This window comes from Citrobacter sp. Cpo065, from assembly GCF_030332805.1.
In the GTDB taxonomy this organism is placed as follows: Bacteria; Pseudomonadota; Gammaproteobacteria; order Enterobacterales; family Enterobacteriaceae; genus Citrobacter; species Citrobacter portucalensis.
On record NZ_JAOWHC010000035.1, the window covers coordinates 327,652 to 342,851 of the forward strand.

Here is a 15,200-nt window from a genome sequence, read left to right on the forward strand (position 1 = left end):
GGGTGAGAGCGTTAACGCCTTATCCGGTCGACGAGAACCATCAGTATCGATGACAAAACCCCATAAAAAAACCCCGCCTTGGCGGGGTTTTTCTTCAACTTGTTTGCGATTACGCGCGAACGAAGTCGATGTGGGACAGCTTCGGCTTGAACGGGTGACGCTGTACAGCCTGAGCTTTAACTTTAACTTCTTTACCGTCAACAACGATGGTCAGAACTTCGCTGTAGAATTCAGCTTTAGCTTGCATGTTCATAACTGCATCGTGATCCAGTTCGATAGCAATCGGGGCTTCTGCGCCACCGTAGATGATTGCCGGGAACTTGTTAGCGGCACGCAGGCGGCGGCTCGCACCCTTACCCTGCTCTTTACGTACTTCAGCGTTGATAGTAAACATTTAAATCTCTCTTAAATAATTCCTGCTACAGGCGACCCAGCAACAGGTAAGTGATCTGCTTTGCGTATGCAAAAGCGGGCGAGATTCTATACTCAAACGGCTGGTACATCAATCAAAAGTACGATTAACCGCGTAATTCATGTGCCCGACGAAAGCGTCCTTCATAATCGAAGACCTTTTCACGGACCTGCCAGTACTGACCTTTCATGCGCGCCACCACGAAATCAGGATGCCGTAACAACGCCTGCTGATTGAGGATATCGGCGGCGGTTATCCAGCGTAAGGGTATACCGGGTGTTCGGGTGTGCGGGCGAATAAACAGTTGTTCGAAGGCCGTACGCTGCGCGGGAGTGTGCAGGCGAAAGCGTTCGCTGACGTCAGCGCCATCTTCATCGTAATAGGTGATTTTCAGCCATTCGCCTTTATCATCCTGCCCGTTTTGTAACACCATACCACTACAGCGCAGGACCAGCGCATCTTTGAGCCTGAGCGCGGCTTTCAGCATGTCATCCGGGTCAACCAGCACCGTGTCGCACTCGCGACAACGGCGGGCGGCGATGTCATTTTCCGCGTTGCATTGTGGGCAGTTTTTAAAACGGAAACGAAAATCGCACTGTTCGCGATGGCCGTCATCATCTTCAAACCATCCCTGGCAGCGGCGGCCAAAATGTTCAATCAGCGTGCCGTCTGCCGTGGTTTTGCCCCAGAAGGTGTTTGCAAATCCGCAGGCAGGACAGAACACCTGTACCGGAACGTTGTCGCTTTTCCCTTTCGGAGCACCCACTTCCGGTGCGTACAGATCGTGCGGGTTGCCGGCGTAATCGAGGATCAGACAGTCGGTTTTACCCGGTGCAAGGCGCAACCCACGACCAACAATTTGTTGGTAAAGGCTAACTGACTCTGTTGGGCGCAGAATGGCGATAAGGTCGACGTGCGGGGCATCGAATCCGGTGGTCAGGACCGATACATTCACCAGATAGCGAAAACGCTGGGCTTTGAACTCTTCAATCAGCACGTCGCGCTCAGCGCCTGGCGTATCTCCAGTGATTAGCGCGGCGTCGTCAGCGGGCAGCAGACCCTGAATTTCTTTGGCGTGCTCAACGGTGGCGGCGAAAATCATCACCCCTTTGCGGGTTTGGGCAAACTCGACAATCTGGCTGATGATATGCGGCGTTATTCGTTGCTGCTTTTTCAGCTCCTGATTCAGATCCGCTTCGCTAAACAGGCCGTTACTCTGCGCCTGCAGGCGGCTAAAGTCATACTGCACGACCGGCATGTCGAGGCGTTCTGGCGGCGTCAGGTAGCCGTGTTTAATCATGTAGCGCAGCGGTAATTCATAAATGCAGTCGCGAAACAGCGCTTTTTCATCGCCGCGCACCATACCATGATAATGAAAATGATAAATCCAGCCCTTGCCCAAACGAAAAGGCGTGGCGGTAAGCCCGAGCAGACGTAAGTGGGGATTTACTTTAGTCAGGTGAGTGAGGATTTGCTGATACTGACTCTCTTCATCATCGCCAATACGATGGCATTCATCGACGATCAGCAGTGAGAATTCTCCCTGAAAGGCGTCCAGATTACGCGCTACCGACTGTACGCTGCCAAAGACCACTTTCCCGTGGCTCTCTTTACGCTTCAGGCCTGCGGCAAAAATATCGGCTTCCAGCCCCAGCGCACAATATTTGGCATGGTTTTGTGCGACCAGTTCTTTGACGTGCGCCAGTACCAGTACGCGACCACGTGCCACGCGGGCCAGTTCAGCAATCACCAGACTTTTGCCCGCGCCGGTTGGCAGGACGATAACCGCCGGGGTGCGGTGGTGGCGAAAATGGTTGAGCGTGGCGTCCACGGCTTCTTTTTGGTACGGGCGAAGAGTAAAAATCATGAGCTCATTAAGGTAAACAGCAACAATGTATAGTATGCCATGAATCATTTCCCTTGAGGGATGGTGTAACACCGCTATACTGGGCGGATAATAGTCCCACTTTTCGGGCGTAAACCCGCTTCTCGTATTTTTACAGGCAAAAATCACACTCATGCGACTTGATAAATTTATCGCTCAGCAACTCGGCGTCAGCCGCGCTATTGCCGGGCGTGAGATCCGTGCTAACCGCGTTACCGTCGACGGTGAAATCGTTAAAAACAGTGCCTTTAAGCTGCTACCAGAACACGACGTCGAATATGACGGTAATTCCCTGGTTCAACAAAATGGCCCGCGCTATTTTATGCTGAATAAGCCTCAGGGTTATGTTTGCTCAACGGATGACCCGGATCATCCGACGGTGCTTTATTTCCTTGATGAACCGGTTGCCTACAAATTGCATGCGGCAGGGCGTCTGGATATCGACACCACCGGACTGGTACTGATGACCGATGACGGACAGTGGTCGCATCGTATCACCTCTCCTCGTCACCATTGTGAGAAAACCTATCTGGTGACGCTGGAGTCGCCAGTGGCAGACGATACCGCCGAGCAGTTTGCCCATGGCGTACAGTTGCATAATGAAAAAGACCTGACCAAACCGGCTGTTCTGGAGGTCATTACGCCAACTCAGGTGCGATTGACCATCAGCGAAGGGCGTTATCATCAGGTAAAACGTATGTTTGCCGCGGTGGGTAACCACGTTGTGGAACTGCACCGTGAACGAATTGGTGACATCAGGCTTGATGACGATCTGGAGCCGGGTGAATACCGTCCATTGACCGAAGAAGAAATCGCCAGCGTTAACTTAACCCCGCGTTAATTTCAGGAGCTAAATGTGACCACCCGGCAGAACTCGTCAATTGCCATAGTCTTTATCCTTGGCTTGTTAGCCATGCTGATGCCGTTGTCGATTGATATGTATCTTCCGGCGCTACCTGTTATCTCAGAACAGTTTGGTGTGCCTGCGGGTAGCGCGCAGATGACCCTCAGTACCTATATTCTGGGGTTTGCAGTGGGGCAGTTGCTCTATGGCCCAATGGCTGACAGCATTGGGCGCAAGCCGGTGATTCTGGGCGGAACGCTGGTGTTTGCGGCGGCGGCAGTGGCCTGTGCCCTGGCGCAAACTATTGATCAACTGATCGTGATGCGTTTCTTCCACGGTCTGGCTGCCGCGGCGGCCAGCGTGGTTATCAACGCCCTGATGCGCGATATCTATCCGAAGGAAGAGTTCTCGCGCATGATGTCATTCGTCATGCTGGTGACCACAATTGCGCCTTTGTTGGCACCTATCGTGGGTGGTTGGGTGCTGGTATGGCTTAGCTGGCACTATATCTTTTGGATCCTCGCCATGGCGGCTGTTCTGGCGTCGGTGATGATCTTTACGCTGATCAAAGAGACCCTGCCTGTAGAGCGTCGCCAGCCGTTTCGCCTGCGTACCACTATTGGCAACTTTGCCTCGCTGTTTCGTCATAAACGAGTGCTGAGCTATATGCTGGCCAGCGGGTTCAGCTTTGCCGGGATGTTCTCGTTTCTGAGCGCCGGACCCTTTGTTTACATTGAGATCAACCACGTTTCACCGCAGCATTTCGGTTATTACTTCGCACTGAACATCGTATTCCTGTTCGTGATGACTATCATCAACAGTCGCTTTGTGCGTCGGGTTGGGGCATTGAATATGTTCCGTACCGGTCTGTGGATCCAGTTCGTGATGGCGGGATGGATGGTCTTTAGCGCACTGTTTGGGCTGGGGTTCTGGGCTCTGGTCGTTGGCGTTGCGGCGTTTGTTGGCTGTGTATCGATGGTGTCATCAAACGCCATGGCGGTTATTCTGGATGAATTTCCGCATATGGCGGGAACGGCGTCATCGCTGGCTGGGACATTCCGCTTTGGCATTGGCGCCATTGTCGGGGCCCTGTTGTCTCTGGCGACCTTTAACTCGGCCTGGCCAATGATATGGTCGATCGCATTTTGCGCTACCTGCTCAATTCTCTTCTATCTTTACGCCAGTCGCGCTCAAAAACGGTGATCTATTACACAACCTGGGGGCCATAAGGTCTCCAGAGTTGATGTACATCAACCGCAAATCTATCATTTCCCCCGCTTATGTTTATTTTATGTAAAATCAATTTATGTAAAAAGTCACATCATTGTAGTTAAAAAGGTTGAGTTAGATCGCAGAAACGAGTACATATAGCCCGGAAATATGCCAGAACCGTTGAATAAATTTAATTACTGGGTTCTGTAAGCAGCATAAGTACTGGATGTAAACGTTTACCAACTGTCTAAAGACGTATTGTCAATGATGTGTTAATATTGATGTAAAATAATTGTGAAGTGATTGTGCTTCCAGGGAAAGAAAGTGATGACATTACAACTCTCAATCGTTCATCGTCTGCCGCAGAGCTATCGTTGGTCGGTGGGTTTCGCAGGTTCGAAAGTTGAACCGATTCCGCAAAACGGTCAGAGTAATGAGAACAGCCTGGTGGCACTCAAATTGCTCAGTCCTGATGGTGACAGCGCGTGGTCAGTCATGCATAAGCTCAGCCAGGCCCTCAGTGATATCGAGGTTCCTTGTTCCGTACTGGAATGTGAAGGAGAGCCGTGCCTGTTTGTGAATCGCCAGGACGAATTTGCCGCGACCTGCAGACTGAAAAACTTCGGCGTGGCTATCGCAGAACCGTTTTCAAACAACAATCCTTTTTGAGCGTCAGCTTAGCGCGAGCAGCTGACGCGTATAGGCCTGCTGTGGTGCGTTAAAGACGTGCTCGCATTGCCCTTGCTCCACGACCTCTCCCTGACGTAGCACAATAACCTGATGGCATAATGCGCGTACTACGTGCAAATCATGGCTGATAAAAATATAAGCCAGCCGATGCTTTTCCTGTAAGGATTTTAACAACGTCAGGATTTGCGCCTGTACGGTCCTGTCGAGCGACGATGTTGGTTCATCCAGAATGATCAGGGAAGGTTTGAGAATCAATGCTCTGGCAATAGCAATGCGTTGGCGTTGTCCGCCAGAAAACTCCGCAGGATAACGATGTCGCGTTTCGCTATCCAATCCCACTTCCGCCATTACCGCTTTCACCTGTGCCTCGCGTTGTTCGGCTGACAGGGTAGGCTGATGAACGCGCAACCCCTCCTCGATAATCTGTAGCACGCTCAGGCGTGGGTTCAGCGAGGAGTTGGGATCCTGAAATACCACCTGAATACGGTGACGGACCGGCAACAGCTGGCGTCGATTTAAGGTATGCAGTGCCAACCCATCGAACACAATGCTTCCCTGCGAGGTGATTAACCGCAGAAGCGCCAGCCCGGTGGTGCTTTTTCCTGAGCCTGACTCTCCCACCAGCCCCAGTGTTTCACCGGGCCGGAGGGAAAAACTGACGTCGTTAACGACGACGTTGTGGTCCACCACGCGTTTCAGGATACCTTTGCGGATAGGAAAGGCGACGCGGAGTTTTTCCACTTCTAGCAACGGAGCTTGCCCGACAGGCAAAGGTACCGGGTCGCCGGAAGGTTCGCTGTTTAACAATTTCTTCGTGTAGGGATGCGTTGGCGCAGTGAGCAACTGTGCTGCTCTATTTTGCTCAACGCACTGGCCGTTTTGCATGACCGCCACGGTATCGGCCAGTTTTTTCACAATACTCAGGTTGTGGGTGATGAACAGTAATCCCATGTTCAGCTCGCGCTGTAGTTCCCTCAGCAATTGCAGGATCTGTGCCTGAACGGAAACGTCCAGCGCGGTAGTCGGTTCATCAGCAATAAGCAGCTCAGGTCGTGTCAGCAGTGCCATGGCGATCATCACACGCTGGCGTTCACCGCCGGACAGTTGGTGTGGGTAATCTGCGAGACGTTTGGCTGCCTGACGGATGCCAACGCGATCCAGGCAGGTCAGGATTTCTGCCCGCGCCGCTTCCCGACGCATTCCCCTATGCAGCGACAGCACTTCATAAAGCTGTTTTTCCAGATTGTGGAGCGGGTTCAGTGACACCATCGGCTCCTGGAAAATCATGGCGATTTTATTCCCCCGTACGCCGCGAAGCGTCTGCTCGTTGGCGTGAAGTAATGATTCACCATGAAAACGGATGTCCCCGGAAGGGTAAACTACCGGAGGGGACGGTAACAACCGTAGGATAGAAAGCGCGGTCACGCTTTTCCCCGATCCAGACTCGCCCACCAGCGCCAGCGTTTGTCCGGCATCAACCCGTAGTGAGAGGGCATTGACTACGGTGCGCACGGTCTCTTGTTGACGAAAACCTACCGATAAATTCTCAATGGCTAACAGAGGTTGTGTCATTTTAAATCGCCTTGTTGGGATCAAACGCATCGCGTACCGCTTCACCAATAAAGATCAGTAGTGATAGTAGCAGGGCAACGGAGATGAACGCGGTGATGCCAAGCCACGGTGCCTGCAGGTTGTTTTTACCCTGTAACAGGAGTTCTCCCAGTGATGGCGAGCCAAGCGGTAAACCGAACCCAAGAAAATCCAGTGAGGTCAGGGTGGTTATCGAGGCGCATAAAATAAACGGTAAAAAAGTCAGGGCCGCGACCATCGCGTTGGGCAGCATATGACGCAGAATAATACTGCGATCGCTTACGCCTAGCGCTTGAGCGGCTCGAATGTAATCAAAGTTTCGGGTACGTAAAAATTCCGCGCGCACCACGCCAACCAGGCTCATCCAGCCAAACAGTACGGTAATGCCCAGCAGCCACCAGAAGTTAGGCTGGACCACGCTCGACAATAGGATGATGAGAAACAGCGTTGGCATTCCTGACCAAACTTCAATGAATCGTTGCCCCCACAGGTCCACCTTGCCGCCATAATAGCCCTGAATTGCGCCAGCCATAATGCCCATCACGCTCGAACAGAGGGTGAGCATTAGACCAAACAAGACAGAAATACGTGTGCCGTAGAGGATGCGCGCCAGTACATCACCGCCGTTGGCGTCTGTTCCCAGCCAGTTTTGTGCGGAAGGCGGGGAAGGGAAGGGCTTATCGGTGGCAAAGTTAATGCTGGTGGCCCCAAAGCGTATTGGTGCCCACAGGATCCAGCCCTGGTTTTCCAGGCGCTGTTGTAGCCACGGGTCCTGATAATCAGCCTGAGTCGCCAGCGGTCCGCCGAAGTCGCTTTCACTGTAGTTTTTGAACAGGGGGAAATACCAGCTATTGTCGTAGCGCACCAGTAGCGGCTTATCATTGGCAATCAGTTCTGAACACAGGCTAAGACCGAACAGCACCAGAAAAATCCACAGCGACCAGTAGCCGCGACGGTTGTGGCGAAAGCGCGCCCAGCGGGCCTGATTGACGGGGCTTAATCGCGACATTATCGTCCCTCAAAATCAATACGAGGATCGACCAGCGTATAGCTGATGTCGCTGAGGATATTCAGCAGCAGACCGATCAGGGTGAAGATATAAAGCGTGCCAAACATTACCGGGTAGTCGCGTGATACGGTGGATTCATAACCCAGCAATCCCAGGCCGTTAAGCGAAAACATCACTTCAATCAGCAGTGAGCCGGTAAAAAACATGCTGATAAACGTTGCCGGGAAGCCGGCGATCACCAGCAACATGGCATTGCGAAACACATGTTTCCACAGAATATTTTTCTCGCTGACCCCTTTAGCGCGTGCGGTGACGACATATTGTTTGCGCACCTCATCCAGAAATGAGTTCTTGGTCAGCATAGTCAGCGCGGCAAACCCACCAACCACCGTCGCCAGCACCGGCAGGGTTATATGCCAAAGGTAGTCGGTTACTTTCTGATACCAGGGCAGGGAGTCAAAATTGGCGGAAACCAGCCCGCGAAGCGGGAACAGGTCGTAGTAGCTTCCCCCGGCAAAAAAGACGATCAGCAAAATGGCAAACAGAAAGGCCGGTATGGCATAGCCGATAATAATAAATGCGCTGCTCCAGACATCAAACCGGCTGCCGTTATGCACCGCTTTGCGGATCCCAAGCGGTATCGACACCAGATAGATGATGAGCGTACTCCACAGCCCCAGCGTGACGGAAACAGGCAGGCTGTCTTTGATAAGCGTCAGCACCGAGGCGCTACGAAACAGGCTGTCACCGAAATCGAAACGAATGTAATCCCAGAGCATTTTGAAGTAACGCTCATGAATGGGCTTATCGAACCCATAGCGGCGAGTGATTTCGGCGATCACTTCCGGGTCCAGACCCCGGCCACCTCGATAATTACTGTCGCTGATGTTACCAACGCCGGTTTGCGCGTGGCTGGCGCGAACGCCTTCGCTACCCGCGCCGGGTAATGCCCCGCTTTGCCCGAACTCAATGGCGGCGACGGCCTGTTCAACCGGTCCGCCTGGGGCTATTTGCACGATAAAAAAGTTGATGGTGATGATGGCCCAAAGCGTTGGGATCACCAGCAGTAGACGTCGAATCAGATACGCGCCCATTTATTCTCCCTGTCGTCTGGCTGCGGGCAGTTTCGCCGCTTTGTTGACGTCATACCACCAGTTGTCGAGGCCAATGGTGTAAATTGGGCGAATAGCAGGATGTGAAAATTTATCCCACCAGGCGATGCGATCCTCTGCCATAAACCACATCGGCAACATGTAGTAGTTCCAGGTTAATACCCTGTCCAGTGCCCGGCCTAGTGGGATCAATTTGGCTTTATCACCTTGTGCCGCGATGATTTGGTCGATCAGTTTATCAATCACCGGGCTTTGTACGCCGGGGGCGTTGTAGCTGGAATCAATATATTGAGAGGCCCACAGAATTTGCAGGTCCGAACTCGGCCACGGCATCGCGCGATACAACCTCGGCATCATGTCATAGTCGCGACTGCGCAGGCGGTTCGTGATTTGTGAGTTATCCACCTGGCGGATATTCATGGTAATACCTAAGCGCTGCAGGTTGTGCTGGAACGGCAGCACCCACTGACTGTTGCTGCCCGCCGGGAGCAACAGTTCAAAGCTCAGAGGTTTACCGCTGGCGCTGTTTACGCGCTGCTGACCCTTTAGTACCCACCCGGCCTGCTCCAGTAAGGTATCGGCTTTCAACAGGTTGTCGCGGTCGTAGCCATCGCCTTTTGATTTTGGCGGCTGATAGATTTGGCTAAAGACCTCAGGGGGGAGATCTTTTTTCAAGGGTGCGAGTATCACCAGCTCATCTGCGTCGGGGTATTTTGTCGCGGCATATTCGGTATTCTGAAAATAGCTGTTGGTCCGGCTCCAGGCATTATAGAACAGCGCTTTATTCATCCATTCAAAATCAAAGGCCAGCGTGATGGCTTCCCGTACCCGTCGGTCGCTGAATACCGGACGCTGAATATTAAATGCCAGCCAGCGGGTATCCTGCGCGGACTCGTTTTTTTGCTCATCTTTGATGATGTAATGATTCGCGAAATTTTTCCCGGTATAACGCGTCGCCCAGTTTTTGGCATCATTTTCAAGACGCAGATCAAACGCACCGGCCTTAAACGCTTCAAAGGCGACGTTATCATCCAGATAGTAGTCGTAGCGGATGGTATCAAAGTTCCAGCGTCCACGATTGACGGGCAGATTAGCGGCCCAATAATCTTTGACGCGCGAATAGACAATATATTGGCCCATCTTCCATTTCGTAATGCGATAAGGGCCGCTGGCGAGCGGTGGCGATGATAAGGGCTCGCTGAGCTTATGATCTTTCCAGTACTTCTCTGGCATTACGGGTAATGAAAACAGGCTGAGCATGTCCTCTTTACCCGGTTTGGCTAATTCAATGCGTACGGTTAATGGCGCGATGGCTTTTACCGTTGTTCCCTTGTAGACCAGACGAAACTGCGGCACGCCTTCAGTCATAAATTTGTGGAAGGTGAATGCGACGTCGCGGGCGGTAATGGGTGAGCCATCGTGAAAGCGCGCTCGTGGATTAATGGCAATTTCTACCCAGGAATAGTCGTCAGCGTAGCGCGCGCTGTCGGCAATGAGCGGGTAATAGCTACCAGGTTCATCGTCAGAGGTCGTAAACAACGTATCGTAAAGCGTTTCGGTACGTGCGCCGGGGTTACCGCGCATCGCGTAGCGGTTAAAGTTGTCAAATGTGCCAATGGCGGACAGGGTAATTTGACCCCCTTTAGGGGCTGCGGGATTCACATAATCGAAGTGATTAAAGTTAAATGCGTACTTCGGTTCACCCAGTACGGCAAAAGCATAGCTTTCTTTGATGGATTGCGCCTGGGCGCTAAACCCGATGAGGGTAATAAACAGAAGCAGTACGCGAGGGATCATATAAAAGCGATTTCCTTTTCCTGCCACAACCCGACGGGCATCATGCCTGAAAGATAAGGGATGTAGCGGCGAGTGAGAGTATATGAATCGCATACTGCGATCACCACGTCGGCTTATTGGGCTGTGCCATCCAACGCACAAAATCAGCAAGCTTTAATGGTCGGCTAATCCAGTATCCCTGGAAAAAATGCACCCCACGATCGCGCAGCCAACGGGCTTGCTCAGGAGTTTCTACCCCTTCCGCAACCGTCAGCATATTAAGACGTTTAGAAAGTGTCAACACGGCGTCCAGAACCGGAGAGGTCAGGGTTTCCGTCCCGATGGCGTTAATAAATCCGCGATCGATTTTCAGGTAGTCAACGGTAAAGCGTTCCAGATAAATAAGCGCGCTATGGCCGGTGCCAAAATCATCAATCGCAATTTCAAAACCTGCGGAATGCAGCCATTCAAATAGCTTTGTGGCCTCGTGCTGATTGAGCATATCTCGTTCAGTGATTTCCAGCACTATCTGAAAATAGTTTGCGGGAAGTGAAGCGTGCAGGTGCCGGATGTCGTCTTTAAATGTCTCGCCATGCAGATGCGATGGCGCGATATTGATCCCCAATTTTGCGCCAGCGGGTAACACTTTTTGTAGCGCCGGGGCATCCTGGGCGATCAACTTAAAGAGATGCTGAGTCAGCGGGACGATCATTTTCTGTGATTCAGCGTAATGAATAAAGGCATCCGGTGGGATCTCGCCCGTTGTTGGGTGATTCCAACGTAACAGGACCTCGACGCCTTTCACTTCCAGCGTTTGCATCTCTACGACGGGCTGGTACACCACATAAAACTGGTTATGCTTGATGGCGTTGAGGATATCTTTGCCTGGGCGTAAACGGATGCTGTAGATGTAGTACCAGAGGAGAAGGGCGGCAATAATCCCGGCCATACATCCCAACAAAATAGAATACCAGACGTCGGTATAGTTCCACTCTTGTGCGTATAAGCGAATTTTAAGCGGGATCCCTTCAAGAGTGGCCTGCCGCCAGGAGGTATGAGGAAGAGCGGAGACATCGATGATTCGCGATGAGAATGTCGAAATTGCGGTATTACCGACGATAATCGCAATACCGTCAAAATCATCCTGCCGGGCGGTATAGAGCAGATAAGGTGCCAGATTGATATTCAGTGAGGTAAATACGCCGCTATCATTGAACGACGCGTTTCGGTGCCAAATCATGATCGCTGGCTTATCCGGCATCATGGGCGTACCGGGAAGTAATTCCACATCAATATTTCTGCTGATATCGAGGTTCGGGATCAAATCTAAAATCGGAGTGAACATGGAACCTGTCGCGGAAGAGCAGAAAGCGATGCCGTCTTTTACCAGCAAGAAAGCGCGAACGTTCAGGCTAAATGCTGCACTGGAGGTCAGCTTAGCGCCGACTTGTTGGCAACTGTTGGCAACCAGCGGCTGAAGGGCATCGGTGGTGGTTTTGAGGTCGGTGAAGTAGCTGCTGACGTAATTCTGGATATCGGCAAGGAGCGTGTCGTACTTAACTTCTCGTTTATGCCAGGTGACGAAAAACTGCAGGGTACTCACGAGTATTGCGACGATAAGCCCCGTTAACATACAGGAAAGCAGGATTTTCCGACCGGATGAAGAAGAGCGTCTGAACATAGATCCTTATTTTACCTGATTTAACCGCTTACTCTGTATGAATATAACCTGAAATGACTCATGTTGTGAGATTTTTCTTAGTCGCAGGGGGAAACAAAAAAGCACCGCCGAAGCAGTGCTTTTGGAATGTCTCATCAGGATAGCCAAGGGATAGCTGCCAAACGAAACTAACTGCGGCTCAGAACCCGGCGAGCTTCGTTGTAGCGTTTTTTCCAGTAAGGCTCGTTCATGCTGGAAATGATAACGCCACTGCTGGTCGAGGCATGTACAAACTGGTTGTTACCGATATAAATACCGACGTGACGGCCAGTAGAACCAGCACGGAACAGAACCAGATCGCCTGTGCGCAGATTAGTGCGCGAAACGGATTTTCCCGTTTCCTGTTGTTCATAGGTTGAGCGCGGAAGCTCTAAACCAAATTGCTCGCGGAATGTACGCTGCACGAAGCTTGAGCAATCAATACCTTTTTTGGTGCTGCCGCCAAGGCGGTAACGCACGCCTTTCCAGTCAGCATACTGGTCCATAATACGTGATTTAACATCGATATTACGTACCATATTTTCAAATTCATCCTGAGAGGCTTGCAGTGAAGAGTTATCTCCATTGCCCACAGCATGCGTCTCAGAATGCATATTCTTGGCGGTGTTCGTTGTGCTACATGCAGAAAGCAGAACCGCAACTGCTATCGCGGGTATGCCCCGCAAGATATATCTCAAAATCGGTTGAGATTTGACCATTTTGTTTGTTTTCCCTTGAAGTCCTTAACGATAAATATCGTTATAAAAAATGCCAAACGTGACGAGACTAATTACCATCGCACGATGAGACAATTCCTTAAGGTCAAATCTGTGGCAGAACGCACAAATTTATTCTGAAAGGGAATAATTATCCCGCGAGGCAAAACGAGTTCGAGATTACCCGATCGTTCCGGTCAATGCGAGTAATTTTACGTGATTTCTTATAAGAAAAATTGATACAGAAAGTGAATAAACGGCATTGTCTAAATTAAGAACAGTTAGGGCAAAAAATACGCAACCTACTCATTTTAAACATGAATAAGATGACAGGAGAATGACAATCAGAATGATGAAATATTGCCCAGCATCATCAGGGAATCAGAAGTATCCCTGATGATGTTAATTACTCTGCGTTATTTGTTTAAAAATTGTTTGTTTTTGCCGGGTAGATAATTCACGAACAGAGTGACTAATCGGTCGCTTAATGGCGTCATTAGCCACCAGGGAAGGCCAATCAAGACCACCGTCATGGAACCAACCACGATATCGGTGAGCCAGTGGGCGCCAATCATTACGCGCGGGAAGGCAAAAACCACAGCAATAATAAGGCCGATTATTCCTGCGACTTTTCCGAAATAACGCAACATGAATGCGGAAAAAATAAGCAGCATCATGCCGTGATCGCCAGGAAAACTGTCTTTCGACGCATCTTTGGTCGGAATATGCAGCAGTTCGCTGACGCGATAAATATTATCCAGCATAAGCGTGGGGCTGGCGCGTTTAACGGGAATAAGCGCCTGGCCCAGCTGGTTTAATACCACTGCAGTGAGCAGCATAACCAAACCAATTGCCACAATGCGTCGGCGACCTTCCGACGTCTCTTTGAGCCAAAAGTGCAGCATCAATGCGCCCATAGCCAGCAATGAGCAGCCATCAAATGCCCGATTATTAGTGATAGCAACAACCCATAAGAACAGTGGGCTTTCAATCAATTTGTGATTAAAAAATCGGAAGACGCCCGTATCGAGTGAAGACCAGAACCCATGCCCGGCTGGAATATACCAGGACAGAAACAGTGCCAGGCCCGCAATATTAAGCAGGAGGATTAAAGGGTATCGGGTTTTCATCGTCGTTTACCATTGCTAAAAACGAAGGCAACCTTACGCGCTAGCGTCTAAACGAAGTCTCAACAACGCGCTCTGTAACGCATTCCAGTCGGTCTCGGTATCGGCGATGAGTTCAATACGGCTATCCGGTGGCGCGACGTTTTGCGTTTCTATATGCCAGTCGTCTCCCTGGCGGTTAATGCGTACCAGTCCTTCTTTAATACGCATTACCCCCTTCACGCGCCCAACCGGGGCAAGACGCGACCATTCCAGCAGACCGATGGTATCGAACACCGTATCGGCGTCAAAAATCCAACCGCAGGCCTGATGGCCCTGACCGCTGTTCAGGCTACGACGCCAGCGCTGCTGTGCGGGTAAGCTCAACGCTGCCAGCCCCTTTTTGTTGGCATGGCTATGGGCGTGCTCCGCGCTTGCAGGAAGCTCCGCCAGGTTTAGTCGGGGTAAATCCAGTAGCTGTCCGTCAATTTGCCCATGATCGGCATGAACCAACTGTCGATTACCGCCGTAGTGTTGCCACCAGCTTTGCAGGGCGTTTTCGCTTTCCGTCGTGGCACGGTCGGTTTTGTTGGCAACAATGATATCAGCGGCGGCCAGCTGATCGCGGAAATTGTCATTGGCGACGCTTTTCTCATCCAGTAACAGGCGAGGATCAAGGATACAAAGGGTTGCGCGCAGATCGATCCACGGCTCATAAACCGGTGCGGTGAGTAAATCCAGAATCTGTTTGGGATGCCCGAGGCCGGTGGGTTCAATCAGCAGGCGGTCGGGTTTCCCCTGACGCAGCAGTGTATTGAGGCCAACCTGCATTGGCAGACCGTTAACACAGCACATACAGCCGCCAGGGATCTCTTTTAGCAGCGCACCGCTGTCGGCCAGCAACGCGCCATCAATGCCAACTTCGCCAAACTCATTAACCAGCACGGCCCACTTCTCAGCAGGGTCTTTGTTTGCCAACAAATGAAGAATAGAGGTGGTTTTGCCACTGCCGAGAAAACCGGTGATGAGATTGGTTTTAGTCACATTTACTCCAGAATCATAAATTACCGTAATGGCATTTAACAATCCTGGCGAAAAACGGGGAAAAAGAGAAGGGGTGAGAGGACGAAGAGGCGCTTCGTCCTGCTT

13 protein-coding genes are annotated in these 15,200 nt (G+C 51.3%); 3 read left to right on the forward strand and 10 right to left on the reverse strand.

Annotated elements, in window-relative coordinates:
- Positions 1 to 109: 109 nt before the first annotated feature.
- Together rplY and radD are read right to left on the reverse strand one after the other, a co-directional pair.
- On the reverse strand, positions 110 to 394 hold the full coding sequence (rplY, locus tag OGY68_RS22100; RefSeq protein ID WP_003027502.1) for a 50S ribosomal protein L25: 285 nt from the start codon (positions 392 to 394) through the stop codon (positions 110 to 112).
- A gap of 124 nt (positions 395 to 518) precedes the next feature.
- Complete coding sequence (gene radD / locus OGY68_RS22105) at positions 519 to 2,279, reverse strand: DNA repair helicase RadD (RefSeq protein ID WP_286579894.1); 1,761 nt, start codon at positions 2,277 to 2,279, stop codon at positions 519 to 521.
- Between the two features lie 151 nt (positions 2,280 to 2,430).
- Between radD and rsuA the strand changes: the two genes are divergently transcribed.
- The 3 genes from rsuA to OGY68_RS22120 all read left to right on the forward strand — a co-directional run bounded on the left by rsuA (position 2,431) and on the right by OGY68_RS22120 (position 5,022).
- Positions 2,431 to 3,138, forward strand: a complete 708-nt coding sequence (gene rsuA / locus OGY68_RS22110) for a 16S rRNA pseudouridine(516) synthase RsuA (protein ID WP_008785291.1) — start codon at positions 2,431 to 2,433, stop codon at positions 3,136 to 3,138.
- Positions 3,139 to 3,153: 15 nt separating this feature from the next.
- On the forward strand, positions 3,154 to 4,344 hold the full coding sequence (locus tag OGY68_RS22115; RefSeq protein ID WP_003834584.1) for a Bcr/CflA family multidrug efflux MFS transporter: 1,191 nt from the start codon (positions 3,154 to 3,156) through the stop codon (positions 4,342 to 4,344).
- A 333-nt stretch (positions 4,345 to 4,677) separates the two neighbouring features.
- A complete protein-coding gene (locus tag OGY68_RS22120) occupies positions 4,678 to 5,022 on the forward strand; it encodes a YejG family protein (RefSeq protein ID WP_085951589.1) in 345 nt (114 codons plus the stop codon).
- 3 nt (positions 5,023 to 5,025) lie between these two features.
- Here the strand turns inward: OGY68_RS22120 and yejF are convergent, their stop codons facing one another.
- From yejF to OGY68_RS22160, 8 genes are all read right to left on the reverse strand, one after another.
- Positions 5,026 to 6,615, reverse strand: a complete 1,590-nt coding sequence (gene yejF / locus OGY68_RS22125; protein WP_032944026.1) for a microcin C ABC transporter ATP-binding protein YejF — start codon at positions 6,613 to 6,615, stop codon at positions 5,026 to 5,028.
- Between the two features lies 1 nt (position 6,616).
- Complete coding sequence (locus tag OGY68_RS22130) at positions 6,617 to 7,642, reverse strand: ABC transporter permease (RefSeq protein ID WP_003834577.1); 1,026 nt, start codon at positions 7,640 to 7,642, stop codon at positions 6,617 to 6,619.
- Positions 7,642 to 8,736: a microcin C ABC transporter permease YejB gene (locus OGY68_RS22135; RefSeq protein ID WP_003834575.1), complete on the reverse strand. Its 1,095-nt coding sequence runs from the start codon at positions 8,734 to 8,736 to the stop codon at positions 7,642 to 7,644. Before OGY68_RS22135 ends, OGY68_RS22130 begins: the two co-directional genes overlap by 1 nt.
- Positions 8,737 to 10,551, reverse strand: coding sequence for an extracellular solute-binding protein (locus OGY68_RS22140; RefSeq protein WP_057066519.1), 1,815 nt, complete (start codon positions 10,549 to 10,551; stop codon positions 8,737 to 8,739).
- Between the two features lie 100 nt (positions 10,552 to 10,651).
- Complete coding sequence (locus OGY68_RS22145) at positions 10,652 to 12,211, reverse strand: cyclic di-GMP phosphodiesterase (RefSeq protein ID WP_048215898.1); 1,560 nt, start codon at positions 12,209 to 12,211, stop codon at positions 10,652 to 10,654.
- Between the two features lie 167 nt (positions 12,212 to 12,378).
- Positions 12,379 to 12,948, reverse strand: a complete 570-nt coding sequence (mepS, locus tag OGY68_RS22150; RefSeq protein WP_003834567.1) for a bifunctional murein DD-endopeptidase/murein LD-carboxypeptidase — start codon at positions 12,946 to 12,948, stop codon at positions 12,379 to 12,381.
- Positions 12,949 to 13,361: 413 nt separating this feature from the next.
- On the reverse strand, positions 13,362 to 14,075 hold the full coding sequence (locus OGY68_RS22155; RefSeq protein ID WP_048215899.1) for a phosphatase PAP2 family protein: 714 nt from the start codon (positions 14,073 to 14,075) through the stop codon (positions 13,362 to 13,364).
- 33 nt (positions 14,076 to 14,108) lie between these two features.
- Positions 14,109 to 15,095 (reverse strand): CobW family GTP-binding protein, encoded by a 987-nt coding sequence (locus OGY68_RS22160; RefSeq protein WP_003834563.1) that lies wholly within the window; start codon positions 15,093 to 15,095, stop codon positions 14,109 to 14,111.
- Positions 15,096 to 15,200 lie beyond the last annotated feature (105 nt).

Excerpts from the sequence above, each read along its gene's own strand:
- rplY (WP_003027502.1), bottom strand. The coding sequence starts at position 394 with ATGTTTACTATCAACGCTGAAGTACGTAAAGAGCAGGGTAAGGGTGCG.
- radD (WP_286579894.1), bottom strand. The coding sequence starts at position 2,279 with ATGATTTTTACTCTTCGCCCGTACCAAAAAGAAGCCGTGGACGCCACG.
- rsuA (WP_008785291.1), top strand. The coding sequence starts at position 2,431 with ATGCGACTTGATAAATTTATCGCTCAGCAACTCGGCGTCAGCCGCGCT.
- yejF (WP_032944026.1), bottom strand. The coding sequence starts at position 6,615 with ATGACACAACCTCTGTTAGCCATTGAGAATTTATCGGTAGGTTTTCGT.
- OGY68_RS22130 (WP_003834577.1), bottom strand. The coding sequence starts at position 7,642 with ATGTCGCGATTAAGCCCCGTCAATCAGGCCCGCTGGGCGCGCTTTCGC.
- OGY68_RS22135 (WP_003834575.1), bottom strand. The coding sequence starts at position 8,736 with ATGGGCGCGTATCTGATTCGACGTCTACTGCTGGTGATCCCAACGCTT.
- OGY68_RS22140 (WP_057066519.1), bottom strand. The coding sequence starts at position 10,551 with ATGATCCCTCGCGTACTGCTTCTGTTTATTACCCTCATCGGGTTTAGC.
- OGY68_RS22145 (WP_048215898.1), bottom strand. The coding sequence starts at position 12,211 with ATGTTCAGACGCTCTTCTTCATCCGGTCGGAAAATCCTGCTTTCCTGT.
- mepS (WP_003834567.1), bottom strand. The coding sequence starts at position 12,948 with ATGGTCAAATCTCAACCGATTTTGAGATATATCTTGCGGGGCATACCC.
- OGY68_RS22155 (WP_048215899.1), bottom strand. The coding sequence starts at position 14,075 with ATGAAAACCCGATACCCTTTAATCCTCCTGCTTAATATTGCGGGCCTG.